The 18498-nt window shown below is 62.9% G+C and carries 15 protein-coding genes and 2 pseudogenes; 11 read left to right on the forward strand and 6 right to left on the reverse strand.

Features of this window, described 5'->3' with window-relative positions; genetic code table 11:
* Nucleotides 1-162, forward strand: a pseudogene (locus ACN0S5_RS15220) (succinyl-CoA--3-ketoacid-CoA transferase); the annotation flags it as partial.
* 709 nt (nucleotides 163-871) lie between these two features.
* Here ACN0S5_RS15220 and ACN0S5_RS15225 read toward each other — a convergent pair.
* From ACN0S5_RS15225 to ACN0S5_RS15250, 6 genes are all read right to left on the reverse strand, one after another.
* Nucleotides 872-1738, reverse strand: a complete 867-nt coding sequence (locus ACN0S5_RS15225; RefSeq protein WP_417209571.1) for a fumarylacetoacetate hydrolase family protein — start codon at nucleotides 1736-1738, stop codon at nucleotides 872-874.
* A gap of 49 nt (nucleotides 1739-1787) precedes the next feature.
* Nucleotides 1788-3293: a sugar ABC transporter ATP-binding protein gene (locus tag ACN0S5_RS15230; protein ID WP_417209573.1), complete on the reverse strand. Its 1506-nt coding sequence runs from the start codon at nucleotides 3291-3293 to the stop codon at nucleotides 1788-1790.
* Entirely contained in the window at nucleotides 3290-4291 is a 1002-nt protein-coding gene (locus ACN0S5_RS15235; RefSeq protein WP_417209574.1) for an ABC transporter permease, read from the reverse strand. The genes ACN0S5_RS15230 and ACN0S5_RS15235 overlap by 4 nt, the downstream gene beginning before the upstream one ends.
* 15 nt (nucleotides 4292-4306) lie before the next feature.
* Nucleotides 4307-5281: an ABC transporter permease gene (locus ACN0S5_RS15240; protein WP_417209576.1), complete on the reverse strand. Its 975-nt coding sequence runs from the start codon at nucleotides 5279-5281 to the stop codon at nucleotides 4307-4309.
* A 142-nt stretch (nucleotides 5282-5423) separates the two neighbouring features.
* Nucleotides 5424-6236, reverse strand: a complete 813-nt coding sequence (locus tag ACN0S5_RS15245) for an SDR family NAD(P)-dependent oxidoreductase (RefSeq protein WP_417209578.1) — start codon at nucleotides 6234-6236, stop codon at nucleotides 5424-5426.
* A 79-nt stretch (nucleotides 6237-6315) separates the two neighbouring features.
* Nucleotides 6316-7275, reverse strand: coding sequence for a sugar ABC transporter substrate-binding protein (locus ACN0S5_RS15250; protein WP_417209579.1), 960 nt, complete (start codon nucleotides 7273-7275; stop codon nucleotides 6316-6318).
* A 296-nt stretch (nucleotides 7276-7571) separates the two neighbouring features.
* On the opposite strand from ACN0S5_RS15250, the gene ACN0S5_RS15255 reads away from it, so the two are divergent.
* The 10 genes and pseudogenes from ACN0S5_RS15255 to ACN0S5_RS15300 all read left to right on the forward strand — a co-directional run bounded on the left by ACN0S5_RS15255 (nucleotide 7572) and on the right by ACN0S5_RS15300 (nucleotide 18453).
* The gene (locus ACN0S5_RS15255; RefSeq protein ID WP_417209580.1) at nucleotides 7572-9320 is read left to right on the forward strand and encodes an extracellular solute-binding protein; all 1749 of its coding nucleotides are present in this window, start codon (nucleotides 7572-7574) and stop codon (nucleotides 9318-9320) included.
* 18 nt (nucleotides 9321-9338) lie between these two features.
* Nucleotides 9339-10148, forward strand: coding sequence for an SDR family NAD(P)-dependent oxidoreductase (locus ACN0S5_RS15260; RefSeq protein ID WP_417209581.1), 810 nt, complete (start codon nucleotides 9339-9341; stop codon nucleotides 10146-10148).
* 68 nt (nucleotides 10149-10216) lie between these two features.
* Nucleotides 10217-11515 (forward strand): M24 family metallopeptidase, encoded by a 1299-nt coding sequence (locus tag ACN0S5_RS15265; protein ID WP_417209582.1) that lies wholly within the window; start codon nucleotides 10217-10219, stop codon nucleotides 11513-11515.
* 2 nt (nucleotides 11516-11517) lie between these two features.
* Nucleotides 11518-12282 (forward strand): glucose 1-dehydrogenase, encoded by a 765-nt coding sequence (locus tag ACN0S5_RS15270; protein ID WP_417209583.1) that lies wholly within the window; start codon nucleotides 11518-11520, stop codon nucleotides 12280-12282.
* Nucleotides 12283-12292: 10 nt separating this feature from the next.
* Nucleotides 12293-13036: an SDR family oxidoreductase gene (locus tag ACN0S5_RS15275; protein ID WP_417209584.1), complete on the forward strand. Its 744-nt coding sequence runs from the start codon at nucleotides 12293-12295 to the stop codon at nucleotides 13034-13036.
* Nucleotides 13036-14181 carry an alpha-hydroxy acid oxidase gene (locus tag ACN0S5_RS15280; RefSeq protein WP_417209586.1) on the forward strand — a complete coding sequence of 382 codons (1146 nt, stop codon included), beginning with the start codon at nucleotides 13036-13038 and terminating at the stop codon, nucleotides 14179-14181. The genes ACN0S5_RS15275 and ACN0S5_RS15280 overlap by 1 nt, the downstream gene beginning before the upstream one ends.
* 176 nt (nucleotides 14182-14357) lie before the next feature.
* Nucleotides 14358-14690 (forward strand): annotated as a pseudogene (locus ACN0S5_RS15285) (hypothetical protein); the annotation flags it as partial.
* A gap of 139 nt (nucleotides 14691-14829) precedes the next feature.
* Complete coding sequence (locus ACN0S5_RS15290; protein WP_417209587.1) at nucleotides 14830-15708, forward strand: BadF/BadG/BcrA/BcrD ATPase family protein; 879 nt, start codon at nucleotides 14830-14832, stop codon at nucleotides 15706-15708.
* A complete protein-coding gene (gene nagA, locus ACN0S5_RS15295; protein WP_417209589.1) occupies nucleotides 15705-16826 on the forward strand; it encodes an N-acetylglucosamine-6-phosphate deacetylase in 1122 nt (373 codons plus the stop codon). The genes ACN0S5_RS15290 and nagA overlap by 4 nt, the downstream gene beginning before the upstream one ends.
* 376 nt (nucleotides 16827-17202) lie before the next feature.
* Entirely contained in the window at nucleotides 17203-18453 is a 1251-nt protein-coding gene (locus ACN0S5_RS15300; protein ID WP_417209590.1) for a lytic murein transglycosylase, read from the forward strand.
* Nucleotides 18454-18498 lie beyond the last annotated feature (45 nt).

The following is an 18498-nucleotide window of genomic DNA, read 5'->3' on the forward strand; positions in this document are numbered from 1 at the left end:
AAGGCATGCACCCTGCCGCTGACCGGCAAGGGCGTGGTCGACCGCATCATCACCAACCTCGGCGTGCTGGACGTGGTGGACGGCGGCTTGCAGATCGTCGAGACCGCCGAGGGTGTCAGCGAGCAAGACCTGCGCGCCGCCACCCAGGCGACAATCCTGTAACCCCCCCCTTGCCCCGCGCCGTTTCGGATGCGGGGCAAGGCCCAAGGGTCGGGCGGCGGTTCAGGGGGGGCCATGCCGTGTCAGGGTATGGCGTTGGTCGGAACGGGCGATGAAAGAGTGGCAAAGACCGCCACATCGCCGCCCCCGAGACACGTTGGAACGCCGCGGCGCCAGTAAGCGCAGGGCATGTTCATCCCTAAGAAATTTTTTCTGTCATGAAGCGGCTGCTCCTTTGGGACGATCACATCGGGACAGCGGGCGATGGCGGACCCGTCCGGGACGTGGGGCATGACCATCATTCATTTCGGCCATTTATCACGCCTACGAGGATCGAGTTCGCGGCGGGTCAGACGTCGGATTACCGTGGCTTCGATCTGGCGGTGTCAAGGAACCCTCTGTCCTCAAGTGGACTTATGGCTGGCCGAGGCTGGGGGGCTGCCAGCCTTCGGAAAGCAATGGATGTGCCCGAAGGCCCTGCGGTGATCCAAATGAGGAGGTCGGCCAAGATACATTTCGGCGCGGACGGCCGCCTTTGCCGGAAACGCACCGTGATCGGACGATGCTTTGACAAGGGAAGTCGCCCGCGATGTGGCCACCTGAAATGGCAAGCCGGAGCATGATCGGTCGATTTCATCGACCTCACGTCGATCCGAATTTGGCAGAGCCGTTTGTCAACAGAACGCCACCAGCGGGCTGCGGGGATCGGCCATCACGTTGACCGTCCCCAAGGGATTACCGGCGACTTCTGTTCGCCCAGCCCCGCGATCCCGAGGGACACCGTCTCTCCGCCACTCAGGTAGCGTGGGGGCGTCTGGCCCATACCGACGCCCGGCGGCGTTCCCGTCGAAATGACGTCGCCCGGCTGAAGGCTCATGAACCGGCTGCAATAGGCGATCAGGTGCGGGATCTTGAAGATCAAGGTTGCGGTGGTGCCCGATTGCTGACGGACGCCATCGACATCCAGCCACATTTCGAGGCTGTCCACATCGGCCACTTCGTCCGGTGTCACCAGCCAAGGCCCGGTCGGCCCGAATGTGTCGCAGCCTTTTCCCTTGTCCCATGTCCCGGCGCGGTTGAGCTGAAAGTCGCGCTCTGACACATCGTTCACGACGCAGAACCCCGCCACATGCTGCATCGCGTCGGCCTCGGCGATATAGGCGCCGGGTTCCCCGATCACGACGCCCAGTTCGACCTCCCAGTCGGTCTTGACGCTGTCGCGGGGGATCTGGATCGGGTCGTTCGGCCCGCACACCGCCGAGGTCCACTTGTTGAAGATGATCGGCTCTGGCGGGATCGGCATTCCGGCCTCTTCGGCGTGATCGGCATAGTTCAGGCCGATACAGACAAATTTGCCGATGCCGCCCACGCAGGCCCCCAGCCGCAGGTCCTGCTGCGGGGTGCCCGCCACCAGCGGCAGGGACGCGGGATCGAGATCCTGCAAGGCTTTCAGCCCGGCGGGGCGCAGCGTCTCTCCGGCAATGTCGGGCACGATCCCCGACAGATCGCGTACCCGCCCATCGGCGTCGAGAAGGCCCGGCTTTTCGGCACCGGGTGCGCCATGGCGCAAAAGTTTCATCAGGTCTCCAGTTCAGGATTGGGGGCGTCGACGGCAATTGGCAGGGGAATCACGCCGCCCGATCGCCGCCAAGGCCGGAGATTGCCTGAATGAGGCTGTCTTCCGTCACTTCGTCAGAGGTGAACGTGCGCATGATCCGGCCCGAATACATGGCGACAATCCGGTCGGAGACGTGCAGAACCTCGGGCATTTCGGAACTGATGACCATCACTGCATAGCCCTGCGCCGCCAGTTCCCGCAAAAGCTTGTGGATTTCTGACTTGCTGCCCACGTCGATCCCGCGCGTCGGTTCGTCCACGATCAGGACGCTGGGATGCATCGACAGCCACTTGCCGATGACGATTTTCTGCTGGTTGCCGCCCGACAGATTGCCGACCAGTTGTTTCCAGCCCGGCGTGCGAATGTCCAGCCGGTCACGGTATTGATCGAAAATCGCCACCTCGGAACCCTCGGCGACGAAGGGTCCAGCCTTGAGGCCGTCCACCTGTGGCAGGGTCATATTGTCCCGGCAGTTCATGCCCAGCACCAAACCCTGCCCTTTGCGGTCCTCGGGCACCAGAGAGATGCCGCGCGCGATGGCCTCCACCGGCGAGTGAATGCGCACCTCTTGCCCATCCAGCAGGATCTGCCCGGCGGAGGGATCGCGCAGGCCAAACAGCGTCTCGGCGATCTCTGTGCGGCCCGCGCCGACCAGACCGTAGAATCCCAGTACCTCGCCGCGACGGACCTCAAAGCTGACATCCTCATAGAGTCGGCCACAACTGAGGCCACGGACCTCAAGGGCCACATCCCCAAGGTCGTGGTGCGACGCGTTGCGGCTGAGATCCAGCTTGCGGCCGATCATCATCTGCGTGACCGCCTCTTCGTTGGTCTGCGCGGTGGCGACGGTGCCCTGATACTGTCCGTCCCGCAGGATCGAGATGCGGTCGGTGATCTTGAAGATCTCTTCCATGCGGTGCGAGATATAGATGATCCCGACGCCATCCGCCTTCAGGTCGGCGATCACGTCGAACAACACGACCTTTTCCGCATCCGTCAGCGAGGCGGTCGGTTCGTCAAAGATCACCGCCTTGGCGTCTACCGTGAGGGCGCGTGCGATTTCCACCATCTGCTGATTGGCGATGGACAGATCGCCCACGCGGGTCTTGGAATCGAAGCCGACATTCAGCTTTTTCAGGATTGCGTTGCTCTGTTCGGCCAGCTTGGCCCAGTCGACCCGGCCAAAGCCTTTGCGCGGCAGTTCTCCAAGGTAGATGTTCTCGGCAACGCTGAGTTCTTCGGCAAGGCTGAGTTCCTGATGGATGAACACGATCCCCTTTGCCTTGGCCTCTAGCGGACCGGCCATGACGACCTTTTCGTCCCCCATATAGATGTCGCCCTCGGTCGGTTGATGGATGCCGCCCAAGACCTTCATCAGGGTGGATTTCCCGGCACCGTTTTCCCCCATGAGCGCGTGCACCTCTCCGGGCATGACCGAGAAGGAGACCCCGTCAAGGGCGCGCACGCCGGGGAATGTCTTGACGATGTTTTCCAGACGCAGGACCGGATCGCTCATACCTTCAACTCCTCTTTGCCCTTGGCGTTCAACTGGCGATCGAGGATCAGCACCGCGATCAGGATCAGACCGATCACAAGGTTCACCGTCGATGTATCCGCGCCGATGTGGCCCAGCCCCTTGCGCAGCAGCTGGATCGCGATGACGCCGCCAAAGGTGCCGATCACGTTGCCTGCGCCGCCGGTGATCTTGGTGCCGCCAAGCACCACGGCGGTGATCACCCACAGCTCATACAGTTGTCCGTCGTTGGGATTGACCGAGCCGCTTTCGGAATAAAAGACCACCGCCGACAGCGCCGCGAGAAAGCCGATGATCGCAAAGTTGATCATCATGTGCGGACCGACCCGGATGCCCGCGTTCACCGCTGCCTCACGGTTGTCGCCAATGGCGTAGGCGTTGCGTCCGTGTACCGTCCGCGCCATCAGGAACCAGACCGCCAGCACCGTACCCAGCAGGAACCACGTGGCGGTGTGCAGCCCCAGAAACTGCGCCTCGGCGAAATCCACCAATGTCCAGTTCAGATGGCTTGTCGGGTTTTCTCCGTTGAACATGAACACAATGCCACGAAAGCCCAGCATCGAGCCCAGCGTGACGATAAAGGCGTCGACGCCGGTCTTCCACACGATCAGCCCGTTCAGCGCCCCAAGCAGCACGCCAGAGATCAGCGCCAGCAGCCATGCCACCGGGATCACCCAGTCACCAAGGCCCGCGAAGATCGGCCATGTCATGCTGTCGAGCAGGACAATCGCCGCGATTGCAAAGGTGGCCCCGACGCTGAGGTCGATGTTGCCGTTGACCATCACCAGCGTCATGCCCATGGCGATGATCCCGATCGGGGCCGACTGCTTGAGCAGCAACAGCATGTTTTCGAAATCCATGAACGCTTTGTCGGAAAGCGACAGGAATTCGCCCGCGATGCTGAAAAAGATCAGTTCCAGCACGATGAAGCCCCAGATCGCGCCGCTTTTCAGCGCTTTGGACAATGCTCCCGGTTGCATGATTGTCTCTCCCCTTCAGGCGATCGGTGACCAGAGCCTGCCGCGCTTGGCCGCAATGTCGAGCCAGACAGCCAGGATGATGATGATCCATGTCACGATGAACTGGACGTAGAATTGCAGCCCGACCAGCAGCAAGCCGTTCTGGATAAAGCCAAGGATCAGGACGCCGATGACGGTCTTGAAGATTGTGCCGGACCCGCCCATCAGCGAGGCCCCTCCAAGGATCACGGCGGCCAGCACCTCCAGTTCCAGTCCCTGGCCGACGGTGTTCTGCGACCCAAGTGACCGGCTGGCCTGAATCACTCCGGCGGTGGCCACGCAGCCGGACGAGATCAGGTAGCAGGTGAACACCGTGCGCGCCCGCCGTATGCCGGAGAATGTCGCCGCCACGCCGTTGCCGCCCACCGCATAGACCTTGCGACCAAAGGGCGTCTTCGACAGAGTGACCCCCAGCACGGCCGCAAGCGCCCCGAAGATGAGGATCGGCACCGGAATGCCAAGCGCCGTGCCCTGTCCGAATACGCTGAACCATGTGCCTTCCTTGTCCGCGATATCCATGTTCTGACCGCCTGAGTATGTCAGGGTCAGCCCGTGGATCGCCGACAGCATCCCCAGCGTTACGATCAGCGAATTCAGCTTCAGATACCCGACGAGGAACCCGATCAGCGCCCCCAGCGCCAATGTCATCGCGAACATCGCCGGGATCGCCAGCGTCGGGCCGATCTTGTCGTGCAGGTCAAGCACGACAATCGTGGAGAAGGACATCATCGAGCCGACGGACAGATCGAGGTTGCCGCTGATCACCACAAAGGTCACCCCCAGCGCCATCACCCCGAGGATCGCCGAGGACCGGATCACGCTGGACACGTTGTCCAGCGCAAGGAACCTTGGGTTGGCAAGGGTGAAGGCGATGATGAACACCGCAAAGGCGATCAGGATGCCCTGTTTCGCAAGGACGCTCCCGATTTGTTGTTTGGTGAGTGTTGCCATGTTCCCCTCCCTAAGGTCGCTGGCGTCCCGTGATGTTTTGGCGATCCGATCTGCCCGACCCGGTCATTGGCTCTGGCTTTGGCTTCGACCTAGGTTTTGGCCGTGCGTCGGCAAACCGCTCCGGTCCGTACAGACCGCTCTTTCAGACCAGAGTCATCCCCCCGTCGATCATGACGATCTGACCGGTCATGTAGTCGCTGTCTCGGGACGCGAGGAATGTCGTCGTTCCGGTGATGTCGCCCGGTCCGGCCACCCGGCCGCGCAGGATCTCGGCGGAAAATTCCTCCATCGCCTGTCCCGGACGGTTGGCGGCACCGATATTCATCAGGTCCTGATCAACCTGTTCCCACATCTCGGTTGCGACGACACCGGGGGCGAAACCCGTAACGGTGATGTCATGCTTGGCCAAATCGCGTGCGCCCGACTGCGTGAGCGACACGACGGCGAATTTTGACGCGCAGTAGGGCGCGACATTGTCAAAACCCTGTCGGCTGGCGACAGAGGCGGTGTTGACGATCTTACCGCGCAGGCCGTCGTCTCCGCGATCCTGTGTGATCATCTGGCGGGCCGCCTCCTGCATGCCGATCATGCAGCCCAGACCGTTGACGCCCATGATGAAATTCCAGTTTTCTTCGGTCACGTCCATAAAGTTCATCGGCTTGTTCACACCGGCGTTGTTGAACATCACGTCGACCCTTCCGAAGGTCTCTGCGGTTTGCGCGATCATCGCCCGCACCTGCGCGCGGTCGGTGACGTCCACCTGCGCCGAACTGACGGCCCCGCCGCGCCCGTTCAGGCGGGTGCGGTTGGCCTCGGCCACTTCGCCGACCTTTGCGCCGTTGATGTCCGCGAAACAGACCCGCGCCCCTTCGTCCAGAAGCGCCTCGCCGATGGCGCGGCCAATGCCCTGCGCTGCGCCCGTCACGATGCAGACGCGATCAGAAACACGTCCCATGCCGCGTCCCCCTTCGACTGAATTGTACTTGAACGGGATGCGCGGGCGACCGAACAGGCCCCCCGCGCAGAACGGTCATTCAGAAGACCGGCTTGGTGTAGTCACCCATGTTGTCCTGGGTGATCTTCGGCGTGTCGAAGTAGTTCAGGAACGGCACGTCCTCGCCATTCAGCACGTCGAGCGCGGTCTTGAGCGCGGCCTCGGCGTCATCGACGGGCGACTGATAGATCGACCCCCAGTATTCGCCCCGTTCCATCGCCTCGTATCCAACCGCAAAGTTGGTCGCGCCGACAAAGATGATGCCATCGCGTCCGGCAGCCTTGGCGGCGTTCAGCGCGCCGACCCCCATGTTGTCGTCGCCCGCATAGACACCGTCGATGTCGTCATATTTGACAAGGAAAGCTTCCATGACTTTCTGCGACTTTTCCCGGTTCCAATCGCCGGGCTGGGTGTCGAGGATGGTCACGTTCGGGCACACCTCGGGCAGGCGGTCGTCAAAGCCTTTTGCGCGCTCAATGGCGGTGGTGTAGCCGGGCTGGCCGGTGATGTGCACAACCTTGGCCTCGTTTTCGATGCCCATTTCCTTGAACTTGTCACACATGATCTCGGCCGAGCGCAGGCCTTGGGTGATGTTGTCCGGCCCCGAGAAGGACGCCACGAAATCGAACCCTGCGTCAGCAATGTTGGAGTTGGTCACGACGACCGGGATACCGGCCTTGTGGGCCTTGCGCACGGCGGGGATCACTGCCTCGCCATTTGTCGGCCAGATGATGATGGCGTCGACTTCTTGTTGGATCAGGTCTTCCATCTGGGCGATCTGGCGGGCGACGTCGCCGCCGCCGTCCAGCACCACGACCTCGACGTTCGGGTTGGCCTCGGCGGCAGCAATGAATGCCTTTTCATAGGTTGTCTGATAGCTGTCGACGCCGACGTTGTTCTGCGTGATGCCGATCTTGTAGCTTGCGTGGCTTTCAGCCACGGCCGCGCCGGTCAGCGCAACCGTTGCCGCAGTCGCGGCGAGAACGGTACGAAGTTTCATATGGGTCTCCTCCCGGATTGTCACAAAGATGTCCAATCCCCCCACCTCCTAGGGGAATCATCATCCGGCGTGCCGGACGACTGTCACTGAATGTGCTGCTTTTGGCTGTTCGGAAACTTACCTAAAATATCCGATTTGAACATTCGAGAGTCCATTCTGGACAAATCGACGGTACATTGCTCCCCGCAAATTGAACATCGTGTGGAGGTATCGAGATGGGCGACGCCGGATCATCCGAAATGAACAGTTCTGGGGTGTCCGCGCCGCAGGAAACACGAAAGGCTCAGCAGCGACAAATGAATGCCATGGGTGCACATACCGACGAGAGGATGCAGGCCCAATTGGCAACGGGCGAGATGTTGCAGATCCTTGAATATCTCGAAGACTGCGCAAATGAGCTTGACGATACGATCGAACTGAATGCGCCGAACCCGGTCTTCAGGATGGCTCTGCATGTCATCAGGGGCCACCTGGAGGCCAAGATCACAACCCCGACATCGCTGATCGCCGCGTCGAACGTGCCCTATGCCACCGCCAACCGGCGCTTGAAGGAGATGGTCAAGGCCGGGCTGATCGACCAGCGCCCGCGCACCAAGTCGGGCAAGAGCTTTTCCATGCATCCGAGTGAAAAACTGCTGGATCAATGGGCGCGGACATCGGGCCGGATCCGACGGCTGACCGAAACCTATTTTGGCACAGAGTCGGCGACGGACGAGGGCCGCGACTATTATTTCGGCGGTTCCTACATGTCCGCGCGGTCAATCCAACCGATCCAGGTGTTGCCGGAGCCGTTGAAGGTGGCTGGCGGTATCCGCGTGCTGGCGCACGGCGATCCGACCTTCATGGTGATGGAAAACCTCAAGCGTCAGTTCGAGCAGGTGATTGGCACGCAAATCCATCAGCGCGCCTTTTCCATCGACCGGCTGCGCGAAGAGGCGCTGCGCAATGCCGAACGCAAGGCCAGCCGATACGACATTATCGCGCTGGACCTGCCGTGGGTCGGGGAGTTCGCCGCCAAAGGCGTGCTGATGCCACTGGACGAGGCAATGCAGATCGACAGGCTGGATCCGGCGGATTTTCACACCGCCGGATGGAAAGCGGCGCATTGGGCGGGGCGGCCCTACGGCGTGCCCGCGCAGACCACGCCGGAACTGCTGTTTTACCGCCGCGACCTCTTTGCCAAGGCAGGACTGGAACCGCCTGCCACCACCGATCAGTTGCTGGACGCGGCGCGGTACATGCATGACCCGCAAAAAGGCCGCTACGGGATCGCGTGGAATGCGGCACGCGGCACGGCGCTGGGCCATACCTTTCTGATGACGCTCGCGGATTTTGGCCAACCGGTACTGGATCTGCCGGAGGTCGCGGGTGGCTTTGACACCGATGGGCTGGCCGGGGGGGCGTATCGCATCACGATCGACACCGATAAGGGGCTGTTGGCCGCGGAGTACCTGCTGGAATTGCTGCGCTATTCGCCCCCCGACATCCTGTCGATGTCATGGTATGAACGCGTCCGCCCCTACGCGGCGGGCAAGATTGCCATGGCATATGGCTATACGCTTCTCGCCCCCTACTTTGAGCTCGACCCGACGTCGGCCGCCTTTGGGCAAACCGGCTATCTGCCGCATCCGCACGGACCGGGAGCCGGAAACGTCGCCCCCGTGGGCGGGTACGTGATGGGCATCCCGGCCAATATCGCGCCGGACCGTCTGCCCGCAGCGACAGAAGCATTGCGGGTGTTCACAAGTCCCGAGGCGCAGAAACTGTTCGTTCAGAACGGCAGCCGCACCAATCCACGTTACTCCGTTGCCGCAGACGCCGAGGTGCGGCGTGCCTCGCCGATCTTTGAGGCGGTCGACGCCATGTCCTGGCGCGATGAGCTGCAATTCTGGCCGCGCCCGCCGGTGCCGGAGATCACCGGGATCATCCAGATCTGCGGTGAGGAATTCCACGACATGCTGCGCGGGCTGATCCCCCCGCGAGAGGCGCTGCGGCGCGCCCAGACAAGGGCCGAGGCGCTGCTTGAACGATCCGAAACACCATGATCCGAGGAGGAGAGACCCATGGACCCCAACCGCCTGAAAGGCAAGAATATCCTGATCACGGGGGCGGCCCGTGGCATGGGCGCGGCCAATGCCGAGGCTTTTGCCGCACAGGGCGGTAACGTGTGCCTTGGCGATCTCGACGAGACCGCCGCGCAAGACATGGCGGACAAGATCAACGCGGCCGGAAACGGCAAGGCGGTTGCGGTCCGGATGGATGTGACCAAACGCGCCGACAACGCCGCCGCCGTCGCCGCGACGGTCGAGGCATTTGGATCGATCAACGTGGCTGTCTTCAACGCCGGGCTCAACAAACCCCGTTTCTTCATGGATATCGATGAAGACAACTGGGACATGATCATGAACGTCAACACCAAGGCGATGTGGCTGGGCATGCAGGAAACCGCCCGCCAGATGATTGCCCAAGGGCCGATGGCGGATCATCCCTACAAGCTGATCAATGTGGGCAGCATCGCCTCGCGCAAGCCGCTGGTGGATGTGACCGTCTACTGCACCTCGAAATACGGCTGCCTTGCGCTGACCCATTGCGGTGCAATCGGGCTGGCCGAACACAACATCACCGTCAACGGCTATGCGCCCGGCGTGGTGGTGACACCGCTCTGGGAGCAACTGGACAAGGATCTGGTGGATATCGGTTTCAAAGAGCGTGAGGGGCAAGCCTATGACGACATCGTCCGCGACGCGCTGCAAATCAAGCGGGTGTCGTATCCCAAGGACATAGTCGGCACTGCGTCTTTCCTTGCCAGTGGCGACAGCGACTACATGACTGGTCAGATGATCCATGTCGACGGCGGCTGGTGCATCCAGTAACCGACTGAATTTTCGAAATTTTCAATCAAATGACGGGGTGTGCGCTTGTGCCCCCGAAGGAGAATGTCATGTCACGTGCCCTGATGCCCAACCTGCTGACCCCGCAGGATCTTGAACCGAACTGGCGCTGGGAGGGTCGGATTCCCGCCTGGGGCCATACCTCGGTGGATTTCGAACGGCGGATCGATCACGACCGGCTGCGCCGTTATCGTCTTGCCCGGACCCGGCAGGCGCTGAAGAATTCACATGCCGGTACGCTGTTGCTCTTTGATGTGAACAATATCCGCTATGTCTCGGCGACCAAGATCGGCGAATGGGAGCGGGACAAGATGTGCCGCTTTTGTCTGCTGACCGGTGACGATTCCCCCTACGTCTGGGACTTCGGCTCGGCGGCGATGCACCACAAGAAATTCTCGGACTGGCTGGAACCCGAACATTGCCTTGCCGGCGTTGTCGGAATGCGCGGCACCATCCCGCCGGAATTCGGCCTGATGAAGAAATACGCGCGTCAGATCGCGGGCCTGATCCGCGATGCCGGAATGGCAAACATGCCGGTCGGCGTCGACTATGCCGAAACCGCGATGTTCCACGCCTTGCAGGAAGAGGGCCTGAACGTCGTCGACGGCCAGCAGATCATGCTGGCGGCGCGCGAGATCAAGAACTGGGACGAGATCCAGTTGCTGACTCAGGCGGCCAGCATGGTCGATGGCGTCTACCACATGATCTATGAAGAGCTGAAACCCGGCGTGCGCGAGAACGACATCGTCGCGCTGTCGAACAAGATGCTGTACGAGATGGGGTCGGACGACGTTGAGGCGATCAACGCCATCTCCGGCGAGCGCTGCAACCCGCATCCGCACAACTTCACAGACCGGTATTTCCGCCCCGGCGATCAGGCGTTCTTTGATATCCTGCAAAGTTATCAGGGCTATCGGACCTGCTATTACCGGACGTTCAACATCGGACGGGCAACGCCCGCGCAGAACGATGCCTACGTCAAGGCGCGCGAGTGGATTGACGCCTCGATTGCGATGATCAAACCGGGCGTCAGTACGGACAAGGTGGCTGAGGTCTGGCCCAAGGCCGAAGAGTTCGGCTTTCCGGACGAAGACTCGGCCTTTGGTCTGCAATTCGGCCATGGTCTGGGGCTGGCGCTGCATGAACGCCCGATCATTTCCCGCGCTGTCAGCCTTGATCACCCGATGGAGATCCAGACCGGTATGGTCTTTGCGCTGGAGACCTATTGCCCCGCAGCCGACGGCTATTCGGCGGCGCGGATCGAAGAAGAGGTTGTGGTGACGGAAACCGGCTGTGAGGTCATCAGCCTGTTCCCCGCCGAAGACCTGCCCATCGCAAACCGGTATTGACCATGGGCAACCCGTTTGACCTGACAGGGCGCAAGGCGCTGGTCACCGGCGGGGCGACGGGCATCGGCGAGGGCATCGCCCTTGCCCTTGCCGCCGCCGGGGCCGACGTGGCACTGACCTACCGTAGCCACCAGCCAGAAGAGACGCTGCGCAAGATCGAGGGCATGGGCCGGACCGCCGCCGCCGTTCAGGCGGATTTTACCGGGATGGATGAGCCCGCGGCCTCGGAGGTGACGGACTTTGCCAAAGACGCTCTTGGCGGGCTCGATATCCTTGTCAACAACGCCGGGATCATCCACCGCGAGGAATCCGTCGATATGCCGCTGGACGACTGGCGGCGCGTGCTGTCGGTAAACCTGGATTCCGTCTGGCTGCTGTCGCAGGCCGCCGGACGGCACATGGTGGCGCGGGGGGCGGGCAAGATTGTGATTGTCGCCTCTGTGCTGAGCAGCCAGGGCGGGCTGCGCGTGCCTGCCTATGCGGCCAGCAAACATGCGGTGCTTGGGCTGACTCGGGCGCTGTGCAACGAATGGGCGCCGCACGGCGTGAACGTCAACGCCGTCGCCCCCGGCTACACCGCAACCGACAATACACAGGCGCTGCGTGACGACCCGGACCGTTCAAAGGCGTTGTTGGATCGCATCCCTGCGGGACGTTTTGCCGAACCGTCCGAGATCGCCGGTGCCGCTGTCTTCCTCGCCTCTGACGCCGCCAGCTATTGCCATGGCAGCGTCGTGACGGTGGATGGCGGCTGGCTCGCACGCTGAGAGAGGATTTATGGAACAAACGCTTCACGGAAAAACCGCCCTTGTCACCGCTGCGGGCAATGGCATCGGGCGCGCCTCGGCAAAGGCGCTGGCCCGGCTTGGCGCCTCCGTCATCGCCACCGACATCGACGGCGCGGCGGTCGAGGCCGTCGCCGCCGGGTCCGACCGCCTCACAGCGCATCGGCTTGACGTTTTGGACGCCGACGCGGTGGCGTCGCTTGTCTCGTCGATCTCTCCGCCGCAGATCCTGGTGAACTGCGCGGGCTGGGTGCATGACGGCACTATCCTCGACTGCGACGAGGCGGCTTGGGACCGGTCCTTTGACCTGAACGCCAAGGCCATGTTCCGCATGACCAAAGCCGTGCTGCCCGCCATGCTGGCGCAAAAGTCGGGGTCGATCGTCAACATCGCCTCTATCGTATCCAGCCTGAAGGGCGCGCCGCGCCGCTTTGCCTATGGCGCGTCCAAGGCCGCGATTATCGGCATGACCAAGGCCGTGGCCGCCGACTACGTGCAGGATGGCATCCGCTGCAACGCGATCTGCCCCGGCACCGTTGAAAGCCCCTCGCTGAAACAGCGGCTGGCGGCGACCGGCGATTTTGACAAGGCGCACGCCGCCTTTACCGCGCGCCAGCCGATGGGGCGCTTTGGCACGCCGGACGAAATCGCCGGGATGGTCTGTTATCTCGCGGGCGATCTGTCGGCCTTTACCACGGGGCAGGCCTTTGCCGTCGATGGCGGGTGGTCGATCTGATGCGGTTGGATCGTGCGGCCTCTATCGAGGATCTGCGGCGCATGGCCCGTCGTCGCATCCCGCGCTTTGCCTTTGATCTTGTCGATGGCGGCGCGGAATCAGAGCGCAACCTGCGGCGCAATACTGCCGCCTTTGAGGAGGTCGAACTGACGCCGCGCTATATGGTCGATGTTTCGGACATCGACATGCACGCGACCATTCTCGGGCAGAGATTTGACGCCCCCTTTGGCATGGCCCCCATCGGCATGCTCAATGCCTTCTGGCCCGATGCGGACCTGACGCTGGCGCGGCTGTGCAAGCGCGAAAATATCCCCTACGTGGCCAGTTCCGCCGCCTCGACAACGCTGGAACACCTGGCAGAGGCGGCTGACGGCAATGGCTGGTTCCAGCTATATGTATCCAGCGACGCCACCGTGACCGAAGGGCTGATCGCGCGGGCCGAAGCCGCCGACTACAAGGTCATGCTGGTCACCGCCGATGTGCCCGCCGCAGGAAAACGGGACCGCGATATCCGCAACCAACTGGCGGTTCCGTTCCGGATCACGCCAGAGGTCTTGCTGGGTCTGGTCGCGAACCCCCGCTGGTCGCTGGAAACCCTGCGTCATGGCAAGCCGAACATCGCCAATTATGCCGACCTTTTGCAAAGCGCCACTTCTTACGCGGATGTTCAAAAGACACTGATCACGCCCGGCTTCACTTGGGACGACCTAAGGCGCCTGCGCGACCGTTGGCGCGGAAAGCTGTTGGTCAAGGGCATCCTGCATGCCGAGGACGCCCTCAAATGCGCCGAAATTGGCTGTGACGGGATCGTGGTGTCCAATCACGGGGGGCGTCAGGTGGCCTTTGGCCCGCCAACAATCGAAGCCTTGCCAGAAATCGCCAAGGTGCTGGGTGGTCGGATCGAGATTATTGTCGACAGTGGCGTGCGGCGCGGCGCGGACGTTCTGCGCGCCAAGGTTCTGGGGGCGAGCTTTGCCCTGACGGGTCGCGCGCTTGCCTTTGGCGTCGGGGCGGGAGGGCCAGCCGGTGCGCAGCGGGCCATGGATATCCTGAAGCTGGAAATGGAGCGCGCGCTGGGTCAACTTGGCGTTCCCGCCTTCAGGGACCTGTGTCCGGACCATCGCACGCGGAACCGGAGCCCTTGATACGGCCAGCGGCGGTCGCGTCGCTGACCGAAAAGAGCGGCATCAGGCACGTTCATTCATTTGTCGGAATTGACGGTGCAGGATGCGAACCTGTTGGCCCCCGTTGCGGTGCCCGGAACGCGGGCGGTATCGGCATCGACCAGGGCGAAATCGATGATTAGATCCTGACCGGAACGCCCTCTGATCTGCTGTCGGCCTATGCGAAATGCGGAAACCTGTTCCTGACGATGGGCTGGCGGACGTTGTGTCGGACGTTGTGGCGGACGGTGGTCGGTTCGGTCGTGGCAATGATCTTTGGCGTGCTTGTGGACATGGGCCTGTCCCACGTGACGCGCGACGCGGTGTATCGGCTGCTGGTGCGGGTCAACGCGGTCCTCCGGGCGACGGCGGTGCCGGTTGTCGGGCAGCACAACATCAACACCAACATGATCGCGCTCGCGCTGATGGGCATCCTGCTCAAATACATGGTTGTTGCGCTGGAAAAGGTCTTTGCCTTTTGGGCGGAGCGGTCGCCGGGGTGGCGTGACCTCGCGGCGCGTCAGTGTCCATGGTCCGCCGCATCGGCCCTCCGGGCGTGTTGCCCCAATGCGGATGCTCCGCGGGAATAGAGGCTTTTTCACGCGGCGCGCCTGTGCCAATGATCCGGGTATGGGGCAGGATACAGACACTCTTTTGATCGCGGTCGACGGTGGCGGCTCTGGCTGTCGGGCGGTTGTCGCGACCTCTGCGGGGCGCGTGTTGGGTCAGGGCAGCGCGGGTCCAGCCAACGCCACCACCGACCTTGATCAGGCCATCGCAAACGCACGACTGGCGGTGCAGGCCGCGCTGACATCCGCGGGACTGGACAACGAGGCCATGAAACGCTCTGTCGGCCACCTTGGTCTGGCCGGGGCTTTGAGTCGCGAAGTGACGGCGCGGATTGCGGCGGGTTGCGGTTTGCCCAATGTCACAGTCAGCGACGACCTTGAGACAGCGGTCGCCGGGGCGCTGGGCGCTGGCGACGGGGTGCTGGTTTCGGTCGGGACCGGGTCGGTTCTGGCAGGGCGGATCGGTGGCACGCTGGTCCGGATCGGCGGTTGGGGCCTACAGGTGTCGGATCAGGCGTCAGGGGCGTGGCTGGGCCGGGCCCTGCTGGAACGGGTTCTGCTGTGTCATGACGGGCTGCAAGAGCATTCCGCCCTGACCCGCGCCGTTCTGGAGGAAACCGGGGGAACGGCGATGGACATCGTGCGCTATGCGGCCACAGCACAACCGGTGGATTATGCAAGGTTGGCACCGCGCGTTGCTGCCTCGGCGCAAGACGCCCACGGCAGCGCGCTCTTGCGGGACGGGGCCGGTTATCTGAGCCGGGCACTGGATGTGCTGGACCCGGAGGGGCACGCGCCGGTCTGTCTGGTGGGGGGATTGGGTCCGGTCTATGCAGATTGGCTGCCCCCGGCGGTACAGGAACGGCTGATCGCGGCCGCAGGCACGGCGCTGGACGGTGCCTTGCAGATGGCGCGCACTGCGGCGGAGCGTGGGGCATGACGCGGATCATCTATTCCGGTGCGCAGGTGTTTGACGGAACCACGCTGCATAACGATGCGGTTCTTGTGGTCGAGGATGGCGAGGCCGCGGCCATTCTGCCGACCTCCGAGGCTCCTTCGGGCACGTCTGTGGATATGGAAGGCGGCGTTCTGACGCCCGGTTTTGTGGATTTGCAGGCCAATGGCGGCGGTGGCGTGATGTTCAACGACGAAACCAGCGTCGAGGGTTTGCGCGTGATCGCCGCGGCACATGTCTCGACTGGCACGCGGGCTTTTCTGCCGACGCTGATCACCGACACGCCAGCCCGCACCCGCGCCGCGATAGAGGCGGTGGTGGCGGCCATTGCAGACGGGGTGCCGGGCATCGCGGGCCTGCACCTTGAAGGCCCGCACCTGTCCGTTGCGCGCAAAGGCGCGCATGACGCGGACCTTATTCGCCCGATGACGGATGCCGATGTGGATCTGCTGGAGCAGGCCGCACAAAGACTGCCTTTGCTCAAACTGACCGTGGCCCCCGAAAACACGCGCCCCGCGCAGATTGCGCGGCTTGCGCGGGCCGGGGCGCTGATCTCTCTGGGGCACAGCGAGTGCAGCTATGAAAAGGCCATGGTGGCCTTTTCCGCCGGGGCGCGCTGCGTCACGCATCTGTTCAACGCCATGAGCCCGCTGCGGCACCGCGAACCGGGTCTGGTCGGCGCGGCGCTGGATGCGGGGGCGGTTTCGGCCGGGATCATCGCCGATGGCGTGCATGTGCATCCGGCGGCACTACGCGCTGCGGTTGCAGCCAAGCGTGGGCCGGGCCGGGTGTTCCTTGTGACGGACGCCATGGCCACACTCGCCTCGGGGTTGCGGGAGTTTCGGCTGGGGGGGCGACGTGTTCTGCGCGCAGAAGGTCGGCTGACGTTGGAGGACGGGACACTCGCGGGGGCCGATCTGACGATGCCACAGGCGGTTCGCGTGATGACCCAAGAGGTGGGTGTGCCGCTTGCTCAGGCACTTGCCATGGCGACGACGACCCCCGGTCACTTGCTGTTCGGAACAGGCGGCACAGCCACCGGACATCGCGCTCCGTTTGTCCATCTTTCGGACTGCGGAACGCTGTCGTTGCTTGAGGAATAGGGCAGGGCGATGACCCCCTGTCTGCACCGGGGTGACGCAAAGTGATGCTTTTTTATGCTTTTCAATAAGCGCTTGGAATATATGCTAAGATCAAGTCAGTGTACCTATTTTACATCAGGATGAAAGCGACGTGGAATTCCGCCCGTTCAAGTGCAGTTGCAACTATAATCTTCGCTATGGCACCAAAACGTGCAGCTATTGTTTCCGCCCCACGCCGATCTGGAATCGCTGGTGGCTGCCGATCATCCTGATGGCCGTCGTCGGCGCAATCGTTTGGATGAACTGGTCGTGATCCGCCCATTGTAATCCGCGCGGTTGTGGTTGAACGCGATGTCGTTCTAGCGTAGCGGCGGCAACATCGGGCAGGAGACATCACATGCGTCTGACCAGACGAGATTTTGCGCTGGGACTATCGGGAATCGTGCTGGCCGGGTGTCTGCCCGGCGGCGGCGTGCTTCCGCAGGTCGCGCGACCCGATCCGGCGCTGGAGCCGGGTCTGCGGCCGCAGCCGAATCCAGCCTACGATCAGTGGGTTGCAGCCTTCAGAACGCGTGCCATGTCACAGGGGATCACCCAAGGAACGCTGGACCGCGCCTTTCGGGGGCAGGGCTTTTTGCCCGGCGTGATCGAGCGTGATCGCAACCAGACGGAATTCCGCCGCACGCTTGAGGATTACATCGCCATCGTCGCGCCAGAGGAAAAGGTTGCCTTTGGGCGGACAGCCTATGCGCGGCAGCGCAGCGCGCTTGACCGGGTCGAGGCGCAATACGGTGTCCCGGCGCAGATCATGGCCTCTTTCTGGGGGGTCGAGAGTTATTTCGGCACCAAACGCGGCAAGATCCCGGTGATCTCGGCCACCTCGACGTTGGCGTGGGAAGGGCGGCGCGGGCGCTTTTTCGAATCGAACCTGATGGACGCCTTGAGAATCGTCCAGACCGGCGATGCCCGCCCCGATCAACTGGTCGGCAGCTGGGCCGGGGCGATGGGTCACACGCAATTGATCCCCAACGCCTATCAGGAAAACGCCGTGGATTTCGACGGTGACGGCAAGCGGGACATCTGGTCGGAAAACCCGATTGATGCCTTTGCCACAACGGCGCGCTTTGTGTCGCGCGCCGGTTGGAAACGGGGCGCGCCTTGGGGGCTGGAGGTGCGCCTGCCGCAGGGGTATTCCGGGCCGACGGGGCGCACGAACCGGGCCGCCGTTTCGCGGTTTCAGGACCTGGGCGTGCGGACCGCGCGGGGCGGAGCGCTGCCCGATCACGGGTCGGCTGCAATCCTTGCGCCGATGGGCGTGGGCAAGCCGGCCTTTCTGGTGTTCCACAACTTCAACATGATCATGCGGTACAACCCATCCGAGAATTACGCCTTGGCGGTGGGCTATCTGGCTGACCGGTTGGCGGGGGCTGGGCCATTGGTCGGGAATTTCGGTCGCGACAAGTACGGGCTGAGCCAGGATGAGCGCAAGGCGCTGCAACGCGGGTTGACGCGGGCCGGGTTCGACGCGGGCACGCCCGATGGCGTGTTCGGCAAAAAGACCGAGGCCGCGATCAGCGCCTATCAGGCGGCCAAAGGGCTGGCCGTCACAGGTGAACCGTCACGCGCCTTGCTGGATGCTCTGGGCTGAGGTGCCGCGCGGCGCGGGTGTTTCGGGCCGCAGCCTGCGGCCTGA

The organism is Antarctobacter sp. (assembly GCF_048262615.1).
Classification (GTDB): domain Bacteria; phylum Pseudomonadota; class Alphaproteobacteria; order Rhodobacterales; family Rhodobacteraceae; genus Antarctobacter.

Excerpts from the sequence above, each read along its gene's own strand:
- ACN0S5_RS15240 (WP_417209576.1), bottom strand. The coding sequence starts at position 5,281 with ATGGCAACACTCACCAAACAACAAATCGGGAGCGTCCTTGCGAAACAG.
- ACN0S5_RS15260 (WP_417209581.1), top strand. The coding sequence starts at position 9,339 with ATGGACCCCAACCGCCTGAAAGGCAAGAATATCCTGATCACGGGGGCG.
- nagA (WP_417209589.1), top strand. The coding sequence starts at position 15,705 with ATGACGCGGATCATCTATTCCGGTGCGCAGGTGTTTGACGGAACCACG.
- ACN0S5_RS15280 (WP_417209586.1), top strand. The coding sequence starts at position 13,036 with ATGCGGTTGGATCGTGCGGCCTCTATCGAGGATCTGCGGCGCATGGCC.
- ACN0S5_RS15270 (WP_417209583.1), top strand. The coding sequence starts at position 11,518 with ATGGGCAACCCGTTTGACCTGACAGGGCGCAAGGCGCTGGTCACCGGC.
- ACN0S5_RS15225 (WP_417209571.1), bottom strand. The coding sequence starts at position 1,738 with ATGAAACTTTTGCGCCATGGCGCACCCGGTGCCGAAAAGCCGGGCCTT.
- ACN0S5_RS15300 (WP_417209590.1), top strand. The coding sequence starts at position 17,203 with ATGCGTCTGACCAGACGAGATTTTGCGCTGGGACTATCGGGAATCGTG.
- ACN0S5_RS15265 (WP_417209582.1), top strand. The coding sequence starts at position 10,217 with ATGTCACGTGCCCTGATGCCCAACCTGCTGACCCCGCAGGATCTTGAA.
- ACN0S5_RS15275 (WP_417209584.1), top strand. The coding sequence starts at position 12,293 with ATGGAACAAACGCTTCACGGAAAAACCGCCCTTGTCACCGCTGCGGGC.
- ACN0S5_RS15255 (WP_417209580.1), top strand. The coding sequence starts at position 7,572 with ATGAATGCCATGGGTGCACATACCGACGAGAGGATGCAGGCCCAATTG.
- ACN0S5_RS15230 (WP_417209573.1), bottom strand. The coding sequence starts at position 3,293 with ATGAGCGATCCGGTCCTGCGTCTGGAAAACATCGTCAAGACATTCCCC.
- ACN0S5_RS15250 (WP_417209579.1), bottom strand. The coding sequence starts at position 7,275 with ATGAAACTTCGTACCGTTCTCGCCGCGACTGCGGCAACGGTTGCGCTG.
- ACN0S5_RS15290 (WP_417209587.1), top strand. The coding sequence starts at position 14,830 with ATGGGGCAGGATACAGACACTCTTTTGATCGCGGTCGACGGTGGCGGC.
- ACN0S5_RS15235 (WP_417209574.1), bottom strand. The coding sequence starts at position 4,291 with ATGCAACCGGGAGCATTGTCCAAAGCGCTGAAAAGCGGCGCGATCTGG.
- ACN0S5_RS15245 (WP_417209578.1), bottom strand. The coding sequence starts at position 6,236 with ATGGGACGTGTTTCTGATCGCGTCTGCATCGTGACGGGCGCAGCGCAG.